Annotated in this window: 18 protein-coding genes and 1 tRNA gene; 4 read left to right on the top strand and 15 right to left on the bottom strand. The window is 69.0% G+C overall.

Features of this window, described 5'->3' with window-relative positions:
• The first annotated feature begins 275 nt into the window (after positions 1 to 275).
• Positions 276 to 1379: a glycosyltransferase family 9 protein gene (locus DIE17_RS19100; RefSeq protein WP_124522467.1), complete on the top strand. Its 1104-nt coding sequence runs from the start codon at positions 276 to 278 to the stop codon at positions 1377 to 1379.
• Between the two features lie 310 nt (positions 1380 to 1689).
• Positions 1690 to 2868: a glycosyltransferase family 9 protein gene (locus DIE17_RS19110; protein ID WP_124522469.1), complete on the top strand. Its 1179-nt coding sequence runs from the start codon at positions 1690 to 1692 to the stop codon at positions 2866 to 2868.
• Positions 2869 to 3056: 188 nt separating this feature from the next.
• On the opposite strand, the gene DIE17_RS19115 is transcribed toward DIE17_RS19110, so the two are convergent.
• The 3 genes from DIE17_RS19115 to DIE17_RS19125 form a co-directional block, all read right to left on the bottom strand.
• Entirely contained in the window at positions 3057 to 4337 is a 1281-nt protein-coding gene (locus DIE17_RS19115; RefSeq protein ID WP_124487203.1) for an O-antigen ligase, read from the bottom strand.
• A gap of 134 nt (positions 4338 to 4471) precedes the next feature.
• Positions 4472 to 5314 (bottom strand): glycosyltransferase family 2 protein, encoded by an 843-nt coding sequence (locus DIE17_RS19120; protein ID WP_044844717.1) that lies wholly within the window; start codon positions 5312 to 5314, stop codon positions 4472 to 4474.
• A gap of 146 nt (positions 5315 to 5460) precedes the next feature.
• Positions 5461 to 6213, bottom strand: a complete 753-nt coding sequence (locus DIE17_RS19125) for a glycosyltransferase family 2 protein (protein ID WP_124487204.1) — start codon at positions 6211 to 6213, stop codon at positions 5461 to 5463.
• A gap of 223 nt (positions 6214 to 6436) precedes the next feature.
• Between DIE17_RS19125 and msbA the strand changes: the two genes are divergently transcribed.
• Together msbA and DIE17_RS19135 are read left to right on the top strand one after the other, a co-directional pair.
• Positions 6437 to 8188 (top strand): lipid A export permease/ATP-binding protein MsbA, encoded by a 1752-nt coding sequence (gene msbA / locus DIE17_RS19130; RefSeq protein WP_260426288.1) that lies wholly within the window; start codon positions 6437 to 6439, stop codon positions 8186 to 8188.
• A gap of 88 nt (positions 8189 to 8276) precedes the next feature.
• Positions 8277 to 8669 (top strand): RcnB family protein, encoded by a 393-nt coding sequence (locus DIE17_RS19135; RefSeq protein ID WP_124487206.1) that lies wholly within the window; start codon positions 8277 to 8279, stop codon positions 8667 to 8669.
• 67 nt (positions 8670 to 8736) lie between these two features.
• On the opposite strand, the gene DIE17_RS19140 is transcribed toward DIE17_RS19135, so the two are convergent.
• From DIE17_RS19140 to purD, 12 genes are all read right to left on the bottom strand, one after another.
• Positions 8737 to 9315, bottom strand: coding sequence for an aromatic acid exporter family protein (locus tag DIE17_RS19140; RefSeq protein WP_044844713.1), 579 nt, complete (start codon positions 9313 to 9315; stop codon positions 8737 to 8739).
• Between the two features lie 35 nt (positions 9316 to 9350).
• Positions 9351 to 10610, bottom strand: coding sequence for an MFS transporter (locus tag DIE17_RS19145; protein ID WP_124487207.1), 1260 nt, complete (start codon positions 10608 to 10610; stop codon positions 9351 to 9353).
• Positions 10607 to 11572, bottom strand: a complete 966-nt coding sequence (locus tag DIE17_RS19150) for a PRC-barrel domain-containing protein (protein WP_124487208.1) — start codon at positions 11570 to 11572, stop codon at positions 10607 to 10609. The genes DIE17_RS19145 and DIE17_RS19150 overlap by 4 nt, the downstream gene beginning before the upstream one ends.
• Before the next feature lie 300 nt (positions 11573 to 11872).
• On the bottom strand, positions 11873 to 12208 hold the full coding sequence (locus tag DIE17_RS19155; RefSeq protein ID WP_044844709.1) for a YggL family protein: 336 nt from the start codon (positions 12206 to 12208) through the stop codon (positions 11873 to 11875).
• 348 nt (positions 12209 to 12556) lie between these two features.
• Positions 12557 to 12633: transfer RNA gene (locus tag DIE17_RS19160), tRNA-Met, on the bottom strand.
• A 199-nt stretch (positions 12634 to 12832) separates the two neighbouring features.
• A complete protein-coding gene (gene rng / locus DIE17_RS19165; RefSeq protein ID WP_124487209.1) occupies positions 12833 to 14302 on the bottom strand; it encodes a ribonuclease G in 1470 nt (489 codons plus the stop codon).
• An 8-nt stretch (positions 14303 to 14310) separates the two neighbouring features.
• Positions 14311 to 14943: a Maf family protein gene (locus DIE17_RS19170; RefSeq protein ID WP_124487210.1), complete on the bottom strand. Its 633-nt coding sequence runs from the start codon at positions 14941 to 14943 to the stop codon at positions 14311 to 14313.
• A 51-nt stretch (positions 14944 to 14994) separates the two neighbouring features.
• Positions 14995 to 15465 carry a 23S rRNA (pseudouridine(1915)-N(3))-methyltransferase RlmH gene (gene rlmH / locus DIE17_RS19175; RefSeq protein WP_044844705.1) on the bottom strand — a complete coding sequence of 157 codons (471 nt, stop codon included), beginning with the start codon at positions 15463 to 15465 and terminating at the stop codon, positions 14995 to 14997.
• Positions 15466 to 15484: 19 nt separating this feature from the next.
• Positions 15485 to 15931, bottom strand: coding sequence for a ribosome silencing factor (gene rsfS / locus DIE17_RS19180; RefSeq protein ID WP_044844704.1), 447 nt, complete (start codon positions 15929 to 15931; stop codon positions 15485 to 15487).
• 4 nt (positions 15932 to 15935) lie between these two features.
• Positions 15936 to 16643 carry a nicotinate-nucleotide adenylyltransferase gene (locus DIE17_RS19185; protein ID WP_082088490.1) on the bottom strand — a complete coding sequence of 236 codons (708 nt, stop codon included), beginning with the start codon at positions 16641 to 16643 and terminating at the stop codon, positions 15936 to 15938.
• A gap of 41 nt (positions 16644 to 16684) precedes the next feature.
• Positions 16685 to 17605 carry an oxygen-dependent coproporphyrinogen oxidase gene (gene hemF, locus DIE17_RS19190; protein WP_124487211.1) on the bottom strand — a complete coding sequence of 307 codons (921 nt, stop codon included), beginning with the start codon at positions 17603 to 17605 and terminating at the stop codon, positions 16685 to 16687.
• A 118-nt stretch (positions 17606 to 17723) separates the two neighbouring features.
• Entirely contained in the window at positions 17724 to 19001 is a 1278-nt protein-coding gene (purD, locus tag DIE17_RS19195; protein WP_124487212.1) for a phosphoribosylamine--glycine ligase, read from the bottom strand.
• Between the last annotated feature and the right edge of the window lie 32 nt (positions 19002 to 19033).

Below are 19033 nucleotides of genomic sequence, written 5' to 3' on the forward strand. Positions count from 1 at the left end.
CGTGCGGTGCGGCGGGCCGTTTTCATGTCGGCGGATGCTTGGGGCCGTCATCCGGACGCTATACAATCCGTCGCGCGACGCCGATACGGCGCCGGTTGCGGTCTGTCCGCCGGCCGGCGGCGACATCGCGCGCGCGAATCAGACGGGGACGGTTCCGCGCGGCACGCGATGCGTCGCGGTGCCGCGAGCGACCACGCGACGAAGCCGGCACGGTAAAGAACGCCAGGATGCCGGCTGGTGCGCGACGATAAAAAATCGACAGCATCACAACAACGATGGCCAACGGGAAACCGACGGGGCGGATCCTCGTGATCCGGATTGATTTTCTGGGCGACATGCTGTGCACGACCGCTTTTCTCGGCGCGCTGAAACAGCGCTGGTCGGGCAAGGAGCTGCACGTGGTCGCGAACCGCTACAACGCGGCCGCGCTGGCCGGCAACCCGGACGTGCACACGGTCCATACCTACGTGTACAGCCGTCAGTGCGAGCGCAACGACCGCCCCGGACGGATGCGCGCGTTCTTCGACCGGCTGCGGCTCGTGCGCCGGCTGCGCCGCCTGCGGTTCGACCTCGTGGTCGTGCCGAACGGCGGCATGCATCGCAGCAGCATCCGGTTCGCGCGGCAGCTCGGCGTGAAGGATTGCCGCTGGCACGATGCCGATTCCGAATTCGACGACCGCAAGCCCGACCATGTCGCGTCGCGGCCGATTTGCCATGAAGCGCTGTCGGGATTCCGGCTCGTGCCCGAACTCGGCCGCGCCGATCTCGACGGTCTCGTGCTGTCCGTCCACCCGGACCGTGCGCTGCAGGACACGTGGTATCGGCTGCTCGGGCCGCGCACGAAACCGCGCGTCGGGCTGTTCGTGTCGAACAAGGCGGCCGAGCGGCGCTGGCCGGCCGATCGATGGCGCGACCTCGGCCGACGGCTCGCACCGTTCGCCGACGTGATCGTGTTCCGCGATTCCGCCGTGTCGGCCGAGGCCGACGCCGACCGCGACGCGTGGCGGGACGTCAACGCCCGGCATGTCGCGCCGTCGTCGGTCGTCGAACTGGTGGCCGCCGCGAGCCTGCTCGACGCGATCGTGTCGGCCGACAGCGCCCCCGTGCATCTCGCGTCGGCGCTCGGCGTGCCGGTCGCCGCGCTGTTCGAGGACCGCCCCGAGAAATACCGGCGCTGGCATCCGCTCGGCGTGCCGCACATGATCCTGCGGGCCGGCGCGACGGTCGACGCGATCGGCATCGACGCGCTCGAGCGCGCGGTGCTTCATCTGTTGACGCAGGCCGGACAGCTCGACGACGCGATGGGGGGTGCGATGCCGCTCCCGGCCGCGACGCTCGCGGCACCCGCGGCACCCGCGGTCGGCGCGATCGTTTCGTAGCCCCCGGAAGGCCGGCGGCGCCTGCATTGCCGGCACCGCCATCGGACGCGCAAACGGGGCCACGCGGCGCGGCGGCGGCAGGCCCCGCCGTGCGTCGTTGCCTGCCGTGTTGCCAACCGCCGGCGACCGGCGACCGGCCACCACCCACCGCCCACCGCCCACCGCCCACCGCCCACCGCCCACCGCCAACCGCCAACCGCCAACCGCCAACCGCGGCACTTCGCCGACGCCCGCACCCGACGCCACGCCACCGGCCGCAAAATCCTGTACATTGCGAGCCTTGTCCAGCCAGCTAGACGGAACGATCGCCGTGGCCCTGTTTTCTTCCGCCCGCCCGCCCCGAACCATCCTCGTCGCAGCCCCGCGCCGTATCGGCGACGTGCTGCTGACGACGCCGCTCGTGCGTTCGCTGAAGGCGCGCTGGCCCGATGCGCAGATCGACATGCTGGTGTTTCGCGGCACCGAGGGCGTGCTGGAGCACAACCCCGACGTGCGGCGCGTGATCGTCGTCGCGCAGCGCGCGGGGTTCCGCGAGCGGCTGCGCGATGCGCTGTCGATGTGGCGCCGCTACGATCTCGCATGCGCGGCACTGAGCTCCGACCGGCCGCGCTTCTACAGCTGGTTCGCCGGCCGCAAGCGCGTCGGTCTCGTCGATCCGAACCGCGTCACGTGGCTGACTCGAATGATGCTGAACGGCATCGCGATCAATCATCACGAGTCCGCGCATACGGTCGTCAGCACGCTCGCGCTCGCGCCGGTGATCGGCATCGAGCCCGTATCCGAGGTGGTCGCGCCGGGCATCGGCGACGATCCCGCGCGGCGCGCGCGTTTCGACGCGTGGCTCGCCGAATCGCCGGCGATCCGCGACGGCAAGCCGCTCGTCGTGCTGCATCCGTATCCGATGTTCCGCTACAAGCAATGGCGGCTCGAGGGCTGGGTCGAGATGATCGAATGGCTGCGCGCGCAGGGGTTTGCGATCGCGCTGTCGGGTGGCCCGGCCGATCGCGAGCGCGAGTACGCGGAGCAGGTCGCGGCCGAGGCGGGCGGCGACGTGCTGAACCTGGTCGGCCGCCTCACGTTCGGCGAAAGCGCGGAGCTGGTGCGGCGCGCGCGGCTGTTCATCGGGCCCGATACGGGCGCGACGCACGTTGCGGCCGCGACGGGCACCGACACGATCGCGCTGTTCGGTCCGTCCGATCCGGTGCGCTGGGGGCCGTGGCCGCAGCACTGGCCGGCGACCGAGAACCCGTGGGCGCTGCGCGGCTCCGCGCGGCACGGCAACGTATGGCTGCTGCAGGGCGAGGGCGATTGCGTGCCGTGCCGGCACGAAGGCTGCGAGCGCCATGTCGACAGCCACAGCGACTGTCTCGTCAATCTCGGCACGCAGCGCGTGAAGGCGGCGGCCGCCGAGATGCTCGGACTGAATCCGCCGGGCGCCGCCGACGCGGTCGTCGACACGTCGCGACTGCACCGCGCGCGCCCGGCCTGACGCGCGAAAGCGGTACGTTTCCTGAGTCGAAAAGCGGGGAGTGGCGACGCGGCGCCGCCGCGCGGCCGTGCTTCCGACAAGCGGCACGCATGCGCCGCCACTGAAGCCACTGAAGCCGTAGTAGCCGTAGAAGCCGAACCGGCGGCAGGCGGCAACGCGCGCTGCCCGCCGGCCCGGCGGATGATGCGTTACGCGCTGCGCCGGATCGCCGACGTTTCGCGCGGCAGCGCTTCCGTGCGCGTGCCGCAGCCGAGCAGGATCCCGGCAAGCAGCACCAGCAGGTGACCTTCGGCGAAATCGAGCAGCAGCGAATTCGCAAGGCTGCCGATCGCGAAGATCGCGAGCCACCCGAGCAGCACATGCCGCGAGCGCGGGTCGAGCGCGCGGCTGCCGCGCGCGATCTGCACGATCAGGTTCACGAACAGCAATACGCCGAGCGTGCCGAGCTGCACGGCCATCAGCAGGTATTCGTTATGCGGATTCGACGTGAGCTGGCCTTCGGCAGCCGTCTTGCCGGCCGTGAGCTTCTCGAACTCGAACTCGAGGCCGCCGGCGCCGTAGCCGATCACCGGGCGCTGGCGATACAGCTCGAGCCCCTTCTTGTACCACTCGAGACGCAGCCCGGTCGACGTGACCGCATCGGTCTGCCGATACTGCTGCACTTCCGACACGACCTTCACGAGCCGGCCGTTGTGCACCGTGCACGCGGCGACGACGAGCGCGACGCCGGCCAGGACCAGCGCCCCGGCGGCGAGCCCCGCGCGCAGCGCCGACTGGCGGCGCAGCAGCAGCACGAAGCGCACCGCGACGACGAGGATCAGCAGCAGCGCGATGACCTGCCCGGTGCGTCCCTGCAGCATCACGAACACGTTGATCAGCGACCATGCGGCCACGGCGGCATACGCGGCACGCGACAGCGCGGTGCGGGCCGACAGCGCGAGGTCGGCCGCCTGGTAGAACAGCAGCGCGCCGAACATGCCGGCCGCGATGTGGTTCTTGAACACCCAGGCGCGCGACAGCGGCAGCTCGCTCGAATGCGCGGGCCCGATCGCGGTCAGCCCGAGATAGTTGGTGGTCGACAGCAGCAGGATCACGCACAGCGTGCCGAACCAGGCGCGCCGCACGATCGGCGCCCAGTTCGAATGGCGGAAGGCCAGCACGGCAAACGGCAGCAGCAACAGCTTGTCGTACTTGGCGACCCAGTTCCACGCCTTCGGGTGCGGCGCGACCGTATAGGTGACGCTCGCGGCCAGTGCCGCGAGGATCAGGAGCGCCGCGAGCGACGCCGGTTCGGCGACGAACGTGCGCAGGTCGCGCCAGAATTCGGGGGAGATGACGAGCGCGGCCGCGAACAGCCCGCAGAACACGTTGGTCAGCGCGGTCGAGACGGGCACCATGCAGAGCGCGACGACGGCGAAGGCGCGGGCGGCGGTCAGGCGCCGCGAGGCGGGAGCGGAAAACGAAAGCATCGGAACCTGTCGAATGGACGAATGCGGCATGCGGGCACCGTGCTGCGCGCCGCGCGTCCCGGCGGCACCGCGCGGGACGAAGCGCGCAGTATACGCGAAGCCGCGGGCGTTTCCGTGCCGTTTCCGGGGTCGGGTCAGCTGAACGCGCGCTTGATCCGCGAGCGCAGCAGCGCACGCTTGAGGCGCCCTTCGACGGCCGGCGTGTCGAGCGCGACACGCGCGCCGGCCGGCTCGCCGCGATGCAGGTAATAGCGGTCGAACGTGGCCTGCGTCATGCCCCATTTGTTGAGGAACTGGCGGCGGCCGTCGTTCTTGACGATCTTGCCGGTGCTCTTCTGCTGGAAGTGATAGACGAGGCTGTCGCCCACGCCGAGGAAGATCCGGCAGCCGGCGTCCCAGAATTTCATCGAGAAGTCGTTGTCGCTGCTCATCCCCGGCGACAGCTCGCTGCTGTAGCCGCCGATGCGGTTCCACCAGTCGCGGTGCACGAGCGTCGGCGGCCAGGTCGAGCCGAGCCAGTCCGCGCGCGCGAGCCGCGGCGTGGCCGCGACGAGGCCGGCCGCGTCGAACTGTTCGGCGTCGCGGCCGAAGTTGCTGACGACGACGCACGGGTTGCGCGTGTCGACCGGCTCGACCATCGTGCCGGACAGCATGAACAGGTCGGTCGGCATCTGCTCGATGCGCCGCACGAGCGCCGCGTCCCAGCCCGGGCAGCAGTACATGTCGTCGTTCATGTAGACGACGTAGTCGCGCGTCGCGCGGGCGGCGGCCAGGTTCACCGCGTGGCAGATGCCGATGTTGGCCGGCGACGCGGTGTGCTCGATGCCTTCGCTGCGCACCCAGTCGAGCGTGCCGTCCGCGCCGTCGTTCACGTGCACGATGATCTGGTGGTCGTACGCCGAATGACGGCGCAGGCTGTCGACGACGAGCTTGAGGTACGGCAGGTTGTTCCAGGTCGGGATGATGATGGAGAACATGGCGGTCGGATTCGGTGGTCGTCGTATCGGCGGCGCGCAGCGCTGCGCCGTGTGCTCGGGCGCGCATGGCGCGCGGGCAGCCCGGCATTGTAACGCCGGGCCGGCCGCATGCCGGCGGCGTCAGGGTGGCGGCAGGGCGGGCGCGGTCAGCGGGCCGCTTCGTGGCCGAGCTTCAGGAACCGGTAGTAGACGGTTTCCGCGTTGAACACGGCGATCATGAAGCCCGCGCGGCCGTCGAGAAACCCGCGCCGCAGCACGTAGGTCCGCACGAACGCCCATGCGCCGCGCGCGAGCGCCTTGCCGAAGCCGCCGCGCTGGCCGGCCGCGCGGCGCTGGCGCGCGCCGGCCGTCGAATACGCATCGAGCTTGCGCACGACGGTTTCGAAATCCTCGTATGAATAGTGCATCAGCTTGCCCGGCAGCCGCTGCGCAGGGGTGTCGAAGACGAGCCGCTCGTGCACCAGGTCGTCGGAGAAGCGGGCGGTGCCGCGCCGGAACAGGCGCGGCACCCAGTCCGGATACCAGCCGCTATGGCGGATCCACTGGCCGCAGAAGCTCGACAGCCGGTCGAGCGCGTAGACCTGCGCGGCCGGCGTGCGGATGGCCGCGCGGATCGACTGCGCGAGTTCCGGGCTGACTACCTCGTCGGTGTCGAGCGACAGGATCCAGTCGGTGTCGAGCGCGTCGAGCGCGCGGTTCTTCTGCGGGCCGAAGCCCGGCCAGTCGCGCTCGACGATCACGCGCGCGCCGTGCGCGCGGGCGATCTCGACCGTATCGTCGGTGCTGCCGCCGTCGATCACGACGACGTCGTCGGCGAAGGTCAGCGCGTCGAGGCACTGCGCGAGCCGCGCGGCCGCGTTGAGGGCGATGAGGGCGACGCCGAGGGTGGGTTCTGCCATGAAATCGTCGAAAAGGCGGAGAAAACGGTGAGCGGCAGTATACCCGCGCGCAGGCAGGAGGCCGCTTCGGCGACGGCCATGCCGGCGGGGGCGGTCCAGCTATAATGTTGGGCCTTTTTCGGCACCCGCCGGACGGGGCGAATTCCGGGCAGTCACGCCCCGGGCGCCGCGTCGCGGCTCAAGAAGGATTGCCTTGGAAACCCAGAACACTCTTCGCAAACCGATGGACGGCACCGGTACCTCGCCGCTCACGGTCCTCAAGCGCCTGTGGCCGTACATCCGGCCGCTCATCGGCATCGTGCTGCTCGCCGTGATGACGATGGGCGTCGTCGCGGCCACGGAAGCCGGGATCCCGGCGCTGCTCAAGCCGCTGCTCGACCACGGCTTCGGCTCGCACGGCAGCGACAGCGCGAAATGGTACGTGCCGATCGCGGTGATCGGCCTCGCGCTCGTGCGCGGCGTGTCGCAGTACACGTCGAATTACCTGCTCAACTACGTATCGAACCGCATCCTGCTGCAACTGCGGCTCGAGATGTTCCAGCGGATGCTCCACACCGGCGCGTCGTTCTTCCAGCGCGAGACCGCGAGCACGGTGATCAACGCGATCGTGTTCGAGGTCAACCAGATCCTGTCGGTGCTGACCGGCGTGATGGTCACGCTCGTGCGCGACTCGCTGACCGTGGTGTTCCTGCTCGGCTACCTGTTCTACCTGAACTGGCGGCTCACGCTGATCGTCGCGGTGATCCTGCCGGGCATCGGCTGGCTCGTCAGCAAGATCAACCGCCGCCTGCGCCGCCTGAACCGCGAGCACCAGACGCTGACCAACGAGCTGTCGTACATCGTCGAGGAGACGGTCGGCGGCTACAAGGTCGTCAAGGTGCACAACGGCGAAGCGTACGAGATGGACCGCTTCACGACGATGAGCAAGCGCCTGCGCGGCTACGCGATGCGCATGACGATCTCGGGCGGGCTCGCGCAGCCGCTGACGCAGTTCCTCGCGTCGATCGCGCTCGCGGTCGTGATCACGATCGCGGTCGTGCAGTCGACCAACGACCAGACGACGGTCGGCGGTTTCGTCGCGTTCGTCACGTCGATGCTGCTGGTGATTTCGCCGCTCAAGCACCTGATCGATGTCAACCAGCCGCTGCAGCGCGGGATGACGGCCGCCGAGCTGATCTTCGGGCTGATCGACGAGCCCGCCGAGCCGCAGGGCGGCGGCCGGGCGCTCGCGCACGCGCGCGGCGAGATCGAATTCCGCGACGTGTCGTTCGACTACGGCGCCTCCGAGCGGCCGACGCTCGACCGCATTTCGTTCAAGGTCGCGCCGGGCGAGATGATCGCGCTCGCGGGGCCGTCCGGCAGCGGCAAGACGACCCTCGTGAACCTGCTGCCGCGCTTCTTCGATCCGACTGGCGGCGCGATCCTGGTCGACGGCGTGCCGGTGGCCGACTACGACATCCACGCGCTGCGCGGCCAGATGGCGATGGTCAGCCAGGACGTCGTGCTGTTCAACGACACGATCGCCGCGAACGTCGCGTACGGGCAGACGCCCGACCGCGCACGCGTGCAGGCGGCGCTCGAGGCCGCGAACCTCGCCGACGCGGTCGCCGCGATGCCCGACGGGCTCGACACGCTGGTCGGCGGCAACGGGATGCGACTGTCGGGCGGTCAGCGGCAGCGGCTCGCGATCGCGCGCGCGATCTACAAGGACGCGCCGATCCTGATCCTCGACGAGGCGACTTCCGCGCTCGATTCGGAATCCGAGCGTCACGTGCAGGCCGCGCTCGAGCGGTTGATGGAAGGGCGCACGACGCTCGTGATCGCGCACCGGCTGTCGACGATCGAGCGCGCGGACCGGATCCTCGTGCTCGAAGCCGGCAAGATCGTCGAAGAGGGCAGCCACGAAGAACTTCTGCGCCACGGCGGGCTGTACGCGCACCTGCACCGGATCCAGTACCAGCAGCAGGCGGCGTGACACAAAGTCGGGTCGCACCCGTGTGCTAGTCTTGATCGGGCAAGTCCAGTTGTTTCCGGTTCGACGTGACAACACGGAGGGAAGGACGATGAGGAAGATGCACGGGATGATGCTGGCCGCGCTGGTTGCGGCGAGTTTCGCCGCGCCGGTCGCGATGGCGCAGGGGCACGGCAACGACGACAACCACGGTGACCACGGCAATCACGGCATGCACCGCGGCCACGGCCCGAAGCACATGCCGCCCGGCCAGGCGATGCATCGCGACGACGACGTACCGCCGCGCTGGGCCGACCAGCCGCGCCGCGACTGGCACAAGGGCGACCGGCTCCCGGACGAATTCCGCGATCGCCAGTACGTGGTCGACGACTGGCGCGGCTATCGGCTGAGCCCGCCGCCGCGCGGCTATCACTGGGTCGGCGTCGGCGGCGACTATCTGCTCGTGCAGATCGGCTCGGGCATCGTGCTGCGGGTCGGTCCGTAACACCGGCCACACCTGCCGCCGCTCATCGCTTCATCCGGTTGCCGGGGCGTGCGTCCCGGCAACCGCGTCACTTGTCCTGGTCCGACTTCGCCGCCCGGCGGAACCAGCGTCGCTCGATCCGCGACATTGCCCAGCACACCGCCAGCGCGCAAACGGTGCCGAGCGCGACTTCCCCGAGCCGCATCAGCGGAATGTCCCACAGCGGGCCGTTACCCGGAAACAGCAGCACGATCGTCGCGGTGACGCCGCCGAGACGCGCCGCGCTGCCGACGTTCAGGCACCAGCAGCCGACGATCGTGATCGCGACCGCGATCGCATAGGCGACGAGGCGATCGCCGCCGAGCGCGGCCCCCGCGAAGCCGACCACGCCGCCGATCATCGCGCCGATGAACTGGTCGCGCGACAGCGACATCGTGTCCGAATAGTTGTGCTGCGTGACGGCGATCGCGGTGATCGCCGCCCACACGGCCTGCTCGGTGTGCAACGCGCGGCCGATCGCGTATGCGAGGCACGCGCCGCACACGGCCTGCAGCGCCATCAGCGCGCCTTGCGTGAGGCGTTCGCCGAAAGTCAGCCCCTTGAACAGATCGAAGATCGACTGCTGGATCTGTTGGCGGGCTTCGTTGAGGGTCCTGATCGTATCCATCGTGTCGGCCAAGAAGCGGGGCGGCGGTGCGTGTGTCAGTGCGCCTGTTCGGACGAGGCGGCGGCCGGCGTGCCCTCGGGTGCGTCGCCGTTCTCGACGCGCGTTTCGGGCATCGCGAGCCAGACGAGCAGGACCGCGAGCGCGCCAGCAGCGGCGAGCCCGAAGAAGCTGATCGCATTGCCGAAGTGATCGGCGACATAGCCGGCCACGGCCGTGCTGAGCGTCGCGCCGATCCCGGCCGCGAGCCCGAACAGCCCGATGCACAGGTTGTAGCGGCCCTTGCCGCCCGCGACGTCGGCCGCGATCAGCGGCAGCATCACGCCGAACACGGCCGCGCTGATGCCGTCGAGCATCTGCACCGGCACGAGCAGGTACGGGCTGCTCACGCCGGCGAACAGCAGCGCGCGCACCGGCAGCGCGGAGAAGCCGAGCAGCAGGATCGGCCGGCGTCCCCAGCGTTGCGAGGAACGGCCGACCCACGGCGACAGCATCGCGACGATCGCCTGCGGCACGATGATGCACGCGGCGATCACGAGCTGCACGTTCTCGCCCATCCCGGCCGTCACTTCGCCGGCCGCGAGGTTGAGCATCGCCGCGTTCGACAGGTGGAACAGCACGACGCACGCCGCGAAGATCAGCATCCGGCGATCGCGCAGCAGTTCGAGCAGTGTCTCGCGGTGCTCGCCTTCGTCGTGATCGTCGGGTTTCGACGATTGCGGGATCACTTCGTGGGTCGGCTGGATCATCGCGAGCGCGAACAGCGCGGGCAACGCCAGCACGGCGGTCAGCCAGAACACCGCGCGCGCGGAGAAATACTCGCCGGTGAGCCCCATCAGGCCCGCCGCGACCGCGCTGCCGATCGACGCCCAGCGTGCGTTGCGGCCGAGCCGGTCGCCGAGATCGGCACGGCCGACCAGCGAGAACGAGATCGCGGCCATCGCCGGCACGAGCATGCAGCTCGCGAAGCCGTGGAACACCTCGGCCGCGATCACCGGCACGATCGTCGGGCTCGACGCGAGCAGCACCGCGGACAGGATGATGGCCGCGATCGCCCACGCGGCCGCGCCTTTCTTGTTCTTCAGCGCATCGACGGCCGCGCCGCCCGGCACCTGGCTGACCATCGCGCTGATCGTGCCGATCGACAGCACCATGCCGATCTCGCCCTGCGTCCACTTGTGCGACGCGAGGTAGGACGCGATGAACGGACCGAACCCGGTTTGAACGTTTGCAACGAAAAAGTTGAGCCAGTCGAGGGACCGCAGACTGCGCACGCTGACGGAATGCTTGATCGTCATCGGGTGGCACTCGCAGACGAAGCCGGCACCGGTGCCGGGGCAACGGGCGGGAAGACCGCGATGATCGGCTTGTCGGCCGCGTAGGGCGGCGACGCCTTGATCTGCGCATCGTTCAGGTCGAGCTGCGGATGCAGCGCCTTGTCGCGCGTGACGAAGCGCAGCGCGCCCCAGCTCGCGGCGATCGAGCGGCGGTCGGTGTTGACGAGCCCGCCGAGGTCGAGCACGACCGCCTGCGGCTGCGCGGCGCGGTCGATCAGCACGTCGACGATGCGGCCGATCTTCGTGCCGTTCGGGCGCTCGACATCGCTGTCGAGCATCGGCAGTCGCGTCGCGGGCGACGCCGCGGCCGAACCCGACAGCGGCACGGCCTTCGGCCGCGCGGCCGGAGGCAGGTCGCCCGACGGCACGTCGAGCACGATCGGCTCCTGTTTGCCGCCCGGCGTGAAGCGGAACACGTTCCACGGGAAGATGACCTTGCGGTCGCCGACACCCATGAAGCCCTGCAGGTTGACGATCATCTCGCGCGGCTTGCCGCTCGCGTCGGCCACCATGTCGACCGCGCGGCCGATCACCTTGCCGTTGCGGCGCGCGACCTCGCTGTCGAGCAGCGCATGGATCTGCGTGCGGTCGAGCGGGCGCGTCGCGACGATCGGGGCGGGCGGTGGTGGCGGAGGCGTCGGTGTTTCGGGGCGCTGCACGGGTTTCGGCCGCGTCACTTCGCGGTGCGGTTTCTTCGGTGCTTCCGGCGCTTCCGGCTGCGTCGGCGCCGGCACGGGCGGCATCGTCAGCGGTTCGCCGGCGGTTTCCTCGACGGGCTCGACGAGCGCTTCGCTGATCGGCGCGGGCGGATTCTGCGTCGGCAGCAGCCCGCAGCCGGACAGCAGCGCGGCGGCGAGAACGAGGAAGACCGTCGAGGACGGGAACGACATGCGGGATGCGGGAAACGGAAATCCGCCGCTCATTGACACTCACTCCATGGGTCGGGGGCCGGGCCCGGAGGCGCGCGGCTGGCGATGGATGGCGGGTGCGGGCGGCGCACCACGCGAGGTGAGAGTTTAACGTGTCTTCCTTTCAGGGCCGATTTCGATGGCTTGCTGGAGGCGGACTGTCGGGGAAAGGTAGGGATCGGCGGCCGTCGCGTCGCAGTCGGGCGACGGGGAAGGCCGGCGGATGAGGGGCGGCTCACACGGGTGCCGCCCCGGCCCGCCGCCGTCGTGGCGGGCAGGCGCGGGCGCTGCATGAAGCAGGGAGAAAACGGAGCGTCAGGCGTCCGGATACCACGCGTCGGTGAATTCGCTGACCCGGACGTCGGTCAGCTCCGGACGTGCGGCCAGCCACGCCCGCACGTTCTCGCGGTCGGCGTCGGTGGTCGTGCCGCGCGGCGCGCCGGAGATCACGTAGGCGCCGATCCCTTCGTCAGCGGAGGCGACGGTCAGCAGCCCGTTCGCTTCGACGAAATCGATGAATGCATCGATCAGCTGGCCACGTTCGAGGTCGGACAGCTCGTTGCGGTATTGCGCGGCCGCGTTGAACGCGAGTTCCTGGAACTCGGCGATGTGGAGTTTCTTGCGCTGGCGGCGGTTGTGGCGTTGGCTCATGGTGTGTGGTGAGTGAATGTGAGGTGGGAAAGGATAGCGCGGCGGCCGCTGCGGGCACTGTCCCGACGTGCCGCGCGGTCCGGCCGGTCGCGAAAGGGGCGAGCGTTGCGTCGTCGCGATATCGTGCTGTCGCGCGGCCGATCAGAAAACCATCGTTGAACAATCGATCGACTTGGCTTTCGCGGTGCGGCTCGGCCGGCGGCTGATTGCACGCGTGACCGAATGATACAGGGATGGCGAGCGTCTTCGGCTTTGCCAGGGCCGGCGGCTTCGAGTCGAGCGATACGAACCAGCGAATCGGCGAAATGCAAAAAGCCCGCTTGCTGTCGCAAAGCGGGCTTCGATGTTTGGTTGCGGGGATAGGATTTGAACCTATGACCTTCGGGTTATGAGCCCGACGAGCTGCCAGACTGCTCCACCCCGCGGCGCGAATTATAGTGACACTGCTGCGGTGCGTCAAATGCTCAGTGACCAAAGTTGAAATCAAGCGGCCGTGCTTCGCTCGCCAGCGGGCGCTTACGTTGCCCGAGCCCTCGAAGCTCGGCGTGCCAACTGATATTTGTGCTCGATGCCCGCGGCAAGGGTGGGGGCGATCTCCCGATTCGGAGATCGCCGCGCATGACCTTACATCAGCACGATATCGTACTGTTCCTGGCTCAGGTTCGACTCGACCTGCAGCGACACCGGCTTGCCGATGAAGTCGATCAGCATCGCGAGATGCTGCGACTCCTCGTCGAGGAACAGGTCGATCACCTGTTGCGCGGCGATCACGCGGAATTCGCGCGGATTGAACTGGCGCGACTCGCGCAGGATCTCGCGCAGGATGTCGTAGCACACCGTGCGCGACGTCTTCACCTGGCCCTTGCCCTGGCAGGTCGGGCACGGCTCGCATAGCACGTGCGCGAGCGATTCGCGCGTGCGCTTGCGCGTCATCTCGACGAGCCCGAGCTGCGAGAAGCCGTTGACCGTCACGCGCGTGCGGTCGCGCGACAGCGCCTTCTTCAACTCGGACAGCACCGCGTCGCGATGCTCGGCGTTCTCCATGTCGATGAAGTCGATGATGATGATCCCGCCGAGGTTGCGCAGCCGCAGCTGCCGCGCGATCGTATGCGCGGCCTCGAGGTTGGTCTTGAAGATCGTGTCGTCGAAGTTGCGCGCGCCGACGTAGCCGCCGGTGTTCACGTCGATCGTCGTCATCGCCTCGGTCTGGTCGATCATCAGGTAGCCGCCCGACTTCAGGTCGACGCGGCGCGACAGCGCGCGCTGGATCTCCGTCTCGATGTTGTACAGGTCGAACAGCGGCCGCTCGCCGGTGTAGTGATGCAGCTTCGGGCTCACCGCCGGCGTGAATTCGTTCGCGAATTCCGCGAGGCGCTGGTACGTCTCGCGCGAATCGACCTGGATGCGCGTCGTGTCGTCGTTCGCGAAATCGCGCAGCACGCGCTGCGCGAGATCGAGATCCTGGTACAGCAGGCTCGTCGCCGGCAGCCGCTGCGCCTGGGCCACGATGGTCGTCCAGGTCTTGCGCAGGTAGGCGACGTCGCCGGCCAGTTCGTCGGAGGTCGCGTCCTCGGCGATCGTGCGCACGATGTAGCCGCCTTTCTCGTCCGACGGGATCACGGCGGTCAGCCGCGCACGCACGGCCTCGCGCTCGGCCTCGCTCTCGATCTTCTGCGAGATGCCGATGTGCGGCTCCTGCGGCAGGTAGACGAGCGTGCGGCCCGCGATGCTGACCTGCGTCGACAGTCGGGCGCCCTTCGTGCCGATCGGATCCTTGATCACCTGGACCATCAGCGTCTGGCCTTCGAACACGGTCTTCTCGATCGGCTGGTGCGGCGCGCCCGACTGCGGCTCGCCCGCGAGGCGCGGATGCCAGATGTCGGCGACGTGCAGGAACGCCGCGCGCTCGAGACCGATGTCGATGAACGCCGACTGCATGCCGGGCAGCACGCGCACGACCTTGCCGAGGTAGATGTTGCCGACCCGCCCGCGCGACAGCGTGCGCTCGACGTGAAGCTCCTGCACCGCGCCTTGCTGGACGAGTGCGACCCGCGTTTCCTGCGGCGTGAGGTTGATCAGGATTTCTTCGTTCATGGTGCGATTCAGAAGGCGACGCGCGCGGTGCGCAGCAACGCGGCAGTCTCAAAAAGGGGCAGACCCATGATACCCGAATGGGAACCGTCGATTCGCTCGATGAATTCGGCCGCGCGTCCCTGGATCGCGTAGGCGCCCGCCTTGCCGAACGGTTCGCGGGTGTCGACGTAGCGCTCGAAGGCGTCGCGCGGCGCGGCCGAAAAGCGCACCGACGAGCGCGACAGCGCGGGCGGCAGCAGTTCGCCGTCGGCGCCGACCACCGCGACGGCGGTCAGCACCTCGTGTTCGCGGCCTGCGAGGCGTGTCAGCATCGCGAGCGCGTCGTCGGCATCGGCCGGCTTGCCGAGGATCGCGCCGTCGATGGTCACCGTGGTGTCCGCAACCAGCACCGGCGCGGCTGGCTTGCCGCTGGCGACGAGACGCGCCCGCGCGGCCTCCGCCTTCGCGACGGTCACGCGCTGCACGTACGCATCGGCGGCTTCGCCGGGCAGCTCGGCTTCGAGCGCCTCCGCGTCCTCGTCGGGGCGCGGCAGCAGCAATTCGAAGCGCACGCCGATCTGCTGCAGCAGCTCCTGGCGGCGCGGGCTTTGCGAAGCGAGGTAAAGGGTCGGGAAAAGGGCAGGGGGCGTGCTGGACGGCATGGTGTCGTTATCTCGTTGAGCGCGCGCGGCGCGCGTCCCGAGGACGGCACGTCATGCGCGATGGTAGGGGTGATTCTGCGTGATGCTCCACGCGCGGTAAAGCTGTTCGGCGAGCAGCACGCGCACCATCCCGTGCGGCAGCGTCATGCTCGAGATGCGCAGCAGCAGGTCGGCGCGCGCCTTGAGTTCCGGATCGAGCCCGTCGGCACCGCCGATCACGAACGCGACGTCACGGCCGTCCTGCTGCCAGCCGGGCAGCGCCTGCGCGAGCTGCATGGTGGTCCAGTCGCGGCCGCGCTCGTCGAGCGCGACGATGCGCGCGCCCTTCGGCAGCGCGGCCTCGATCTTCTGCCGCTCGGCCGCCATCACGCTTTCCGCGCTGCGGCCGCCCGAACGCAGTTCGGGCTTGATCTCGCGCAGTTCGATGCGCAGCTCGGGCGGCATCCGCTTCGTGTATTCGTCGAAGCCGGACGCGATCCAGCCGGGCATCTTGTGGCCGACCGCGAGGATGAAAAGCTTCATCGGGACGACTCGCTGCGGCTCAGCGGCGGCGGGCAGCCGTCTTGCGCGCCGGGCGTGCGGGCGCTTCTTCCTCGTCGTCCTCTTCTTCGCTGGCGGTAGCGAGACCGTTCGGACCCTTGCCGCCGCCGAGCTTCATCCGCACGGGCTTGTCGCCCCAGATTTCCTCGAGGTTGTAGTACTGGCGCAGCGCCGGTTGCAGGATGTGCACGATCGCGTCGCCGCAGTCGACCAGCACCCATTCGCCGGTGTCTTCGCCCTCGGAGCTGACGATGTCGCCGCCGGCTTCCTTGACCTTGTCGCGCACGCTCGACGCGAGCGCCTTGGTCTGGCGGTTCGACGTGCCCGACGCGACGATCACGCGGTCGAACAGTTCGGTCAGGTGGCTGGTGTTGAACACCTTGATGTCTTGCGCCTTGATGTCTTCGAGAGCGTCGACGATCACGCGCTGCAGTTTGCGGATATCCATGGAATCAGGAATGGTAGAGACGATGTTGAAGAATATAGGCCCAGACGGCGGCCGGCACATGCTCGGCCGACGCATCGGGCATTTGCGCGTGACGCGCGATGCATTCGCGCAGGTGTGCGCGGATGTCGGTTGCGGCGATATCGAACGCCAGCGTCGTGTCGATCAGCAGGTGGCCGGCCGGCGTCGCTTTCAGCACGTCGGCACCGGCCTGCCGCCGCGCGATTTCCTGCGCGACGTCCGGCGGCGCCGCGCCGAGGTCGAAGCCCGGGCGCGTCGACGCGCACACGTGCGCGTAGTCGAACAGCTTGCGCCAGTCGCGCCACGTGTCGAGCCGCACCAGCTGGTCGGCGCCGATCAGCAGCGCCAGCGACGCATCGGGGCCGATCCGCTCGCGCCAGCGTGCGAGCGTCTCGACCGTATAGGTCGGCCCCGCGTGCTCGATCTCGTCGGTCGCGACGGTGACCGTCACGCCGGGCAGCGACAGCGAGCCGGCAGCGGCGCGGGTCATCGCGAGCCGATGTTCGGCGGCCGACACGTCGCGCTTCTGGTACGGCTGCCCGGCGGGCAGCAGCGCGAGTTCGGTCAGGCCGAGCACGTCGGCGAACCGGCGCGCGAGCGCGAGGTGGCCGTCGTGGATCGGGTCGAACGTGCCGCCCAGCAGGCCGATACGACGTGACAGCGGCTGCGGGGCGGGGCGGGTGGTGGTGTCCAGAAAAACGTGTCCTGTTCTTGAGGCGGCGGGGCGCGGCGGGCTCAGACCCAGTCGCGCGGCACGAGGAACTCGCTCAGGCGCGCTTCCGGCGAGCCCGGCTCGGGCTGCCAGTCGTAACGCCAGTGCGCGACCGGCGGCATCGACATCAGGATCGACTCGGTCCGGCCGCCGCTTTGCAGCCCGAACAGCGTGCCGCGGTCGAACACGAGGTTGAATTCGACGTAGCGGCCGCGCCGGTAAGCCTGGAAGTCGCGTTCGCGCTCGCCGTACGGCAGCGCGACACGGCATTCGACGATCGGCAGGTACGCGTTCAGGAACGCGTCGCCGACGCTTTGCATCATCTCAAACGAGCGTTCGAATCCGGGCTCGGAGAAATCGTCGAAGAAGATCCCGCCGATGCCGCGCGTCTCGTTGCGGTGCTTCAGGAAGAAATACTCGTCGCACCACGTCTTGAAGCGCGGGTAGAGCTCGGCGCCGAACGGATCGAGCGCGTCCTTGCAGGTCTGGTGGAAATGCCGCGCGTCGTCCTCGAACGGATAAACCGGTGTCAGATCCATGCCGCCGCCGAACCAGAAGATCGGCGCCTCGCCGGGCTTCGTCGCGATCAGCATCCGCACGTTCATGTGCACGGTCGGGCAGTACGGGTTGCGCGGATGCAGCACGAGCGACACGCCGAGCGCCTCGAAGCCGCGGCCGGCCAGCTGCGGGCGCGCGGCGCTCGCCGACGGCGGCAGCGCATCGCCGGCGACGTCGGAAAAACCGATCCCCGCGCGCTCGAACACGCGGCCGCCTTCGAGAATCCGCGTGCAGCCGCCGCCGCGCAGGCGTTCCTCGGGCCCGCGCTGCCACGCGTCGGTCGCGAGCGGCGTGCCGTCGAGCGCGCCGAGCGCGTCGGCGATGCGTGTCTGCAGGCCCTGGAGATACGTGCGCACGCGCGCCACGTCGTAGGTCGAATCGGTCATGTCTGGACTGGCTGCCCCCGCGCGAAGCGGGGGCCGTAAAAAAGGCATCTGCCGGGCATTCTATCGAACCCCGGCAGAGGAGGCCGCCGTTTGCGACGGCAAAGCGGCGGTCAGGGTGTTACGTGCTCTTGCGATTCAGCGCGCGGAAGCCGATGTCGCGGCGGTACTGCATGCCTTCGAAATTGATCTGGTTGATCGTGTCGTACGCATGCTGCTGCGCTTCGCGCACCGAATCGGCGAGGCCGACCACGCACAGCACACGGCCGCCGGACGTCGTCAGCTTGTCGCCGTCGAGCGTCGTGCCCGCATGGAACGTCACGGCCTGCTCGGTCTCGGCCGGGATCCCGTTGATGCGGTCGCCCTTGCGCGGCGCGTCCGGATAGCCGTGCGCGGCCAGCACGACGCCGAGCGCGGTGCGGCGGTCCCAGTCGAGCTCGACCGTGTCGAGCGTGCCCGCGATCGCCTGTTCGACGACCTTCGAGAAATCGCTCTTCAGGCGGGCCATGATCGGCTGCGTCTCGGGGTCGCCCATCCGGCAGTTGAATTCCAGCGTGCGCGGATTGCCTTCCTTGTCGATCATCAGGCCCGCATACAGGAAGCCCGTGAAGCGGATGCCGTCCTTCTCCATCCCGCGCACCGTCGGCATGATGATTTCGCGCATCACGCGTGCGTGCATCTGCGGCGTGACGATCGGCGCGGGCGAGTAGGCGCCCATGCCGCCCGTGTTCGGGCCGCGGTCCTCGTCGAGCAGGCGTTTGTGGTCCTGGCTCGAAGCCAGCGCCAGCGCGTGCTTGCCGTCGACCATCACGATGAAGCTCGCTTCCTCGCCATCGAGGAATTCCTCGATCACGACGCGCGCGCCGGCGTCGCCCAGCTTGTTGCCCGACAGCATCATGTCGACCGCGGCATGCGCTTCTTCCAGCGTCATCGCGACGACGACGCCCTTGCCGGCCGCGAGGCCGTCGGCCTTCACGACGATCGGCGCGCCTTTCGCGTCGAGGTACGCGTGCGCGGCGGCCGCGTCGGAGAAGGTTTCGTAGTCGGCGGTCGGGATGCCGTGGCGCTTCATGAACGCCTTCGCGAAATCCTTCGAGCTTTCGAGTTGCGCGGCTTCGCGGGTCGGGCCGAATACCTTGAGGCCGCGCGCGCGGAACAGGTTGACGATGCCGGCCGCGAGCGGCGCTTCCGGCCCGACGAGCGTGAACGCGACGCCTTCGCTTTCCGCGAAATCGGCCAGCGCGTCGAGCGACGTGATGTCGACGTTCTTCAGACGCTCGTCCTGCGCCGTGCCGCCATTGCCGGGCGCGACGTAGACCATCTGGACGCGCGGCGACTGCGCGAGCTTCCACGCCAGTGCATGTTCGCGACCGCCGGAACCGACGACGAGTAGTTTCATGGGATTCCCCGCAGACTAGAAAACAGGGCGGC

This window comes from Burkholderia sp. Bp9099 (assembly GCF_003857805.1).
Lineage (GTDB): Bacteria > Pseudomonadota > Gammaproteobacteria > Burkholderiales > Burkholderiaceae > Burkholderia.

What these genes read in the sequence shown, in the direction of transcription:
- DIE17_RS19140 (WP_044844713.1), bottom strand. Translation starts at nt 9,315, where the DNA reads ATGGATACGATCAGGACCCTCAACGAAGCCCGCCAACAGATCCAGCAG.
- rng (WP_124487209.1), bottom strand. Translation starts at nt 14,302, where the DNA reads ATGAACGAAGAAATCCTGATCAACCTCACGCCGCAGGAAACGCGGGTC.
- DIE17_RS19170 (WP_124487210.1), bottom strand. Translation starts at nt 14,943, where the DNA reads ATGCCGTCCAGCACGCCCCCTGCCCTTTTCCCGACCCTTTACCTCGCT.
- rlmH (WP_044844705.1), bottom strand. Translation starts at nt 15,465, where the DNA reads ATGAAGCTTTTCATCCTCGCGGTCGGCCACAAGATGCCCGGCTGGATC.
- DIE17_RS19120 (WP_044844717.1), bottom strand. Translation starts at nt 5,314, where the DNA reads ATGTTCTCCATCATCATCCCGACCTGGAACAACCTGCCGTACCTCAAG.
- purD (WP_124487212.1), bottom strand. Translation starts at nt 19,001, where the DNA reads ATGAAACTACTCGTCGTCGGTTCCGGCGGTCGCGAACATGCACTGGCG.
- DIE17_RS19100 (WP_124522467.1), top strand. Translation starts at nt 276, where the DNA reads ATGGCCAACGGGAAACCGACGGGGCGGATCCTCGTGATCCGGATTGAT.
- rsfS (WP_044844704.1), bottom strand. Translation starts at nt 15,931, where the DNA reads ATGGATATCCGCAAACTGCAGCGCGTGATCGTCGACGCTCTCGAAGAC.
- DIE17_RS19115 (WP_124487203.1), bottom strand. Translation starts at nt 4,337, where the DNA reads ATGCTTTCGTTTTCCGCTCCCGCCTCGCGGCGCCTGACCGCCGCCCGC.
- DIE17_RS19145 (WP_124487207.1), bottom strand. Translation starts at nt 10,610, where the DNA reads ATGACGATCAAGCATTCCGTCAGCGTGCGCAGTCTGCGGTCCCTCGAC.
- DIE17_RS19150 (WP_124487208.1), bottom strand. Translation starts at nt 11,572, where the DNA reads ATGAGCGGCGGATTTCCGTTTCCCGCATCCCGCATGTCGTTCCCGTCC.
- DIE17_RS19125 (WP_124487204.1), bottom strand. Translation starts at nt 6,213, where the DNA reads ATGGCAGAACCCACCCTCGGCGTCGCCCTCATCGCCCTCAACGCGGCC.
- DIE17_RS19155 (WP_044844709.1), bottom strand. Translation starts at nt 12,208, where the DNA reads ATGAGCCAACGCCACAACCGCCGCCAGCGCAAGAAACTCCACATCGCC.
- hemF (WP_124487211.1), bottom strand. Translation starts at nt 17,605, where the DNA reads ATGACCGATTCGACCTACGACGTGGCGCGCGTGCGCACGTATCTCCAG.
- DIE17_RS19135 (WP_124487206.1), top strand. Translation starts at nt 8,277, where the DNA reads ATGAGGAAGATGCACGGGATGATGCTGGCCGCGCTGGTTGCGGCGAGT.
- msbA (WP_260426288.1), top strand. Translation starts at nt 6,437, where the DNA reads ATGGACGGCACCGGTACCTCGCCGCTCACGGTCCTCAAGCGCCTGTGG.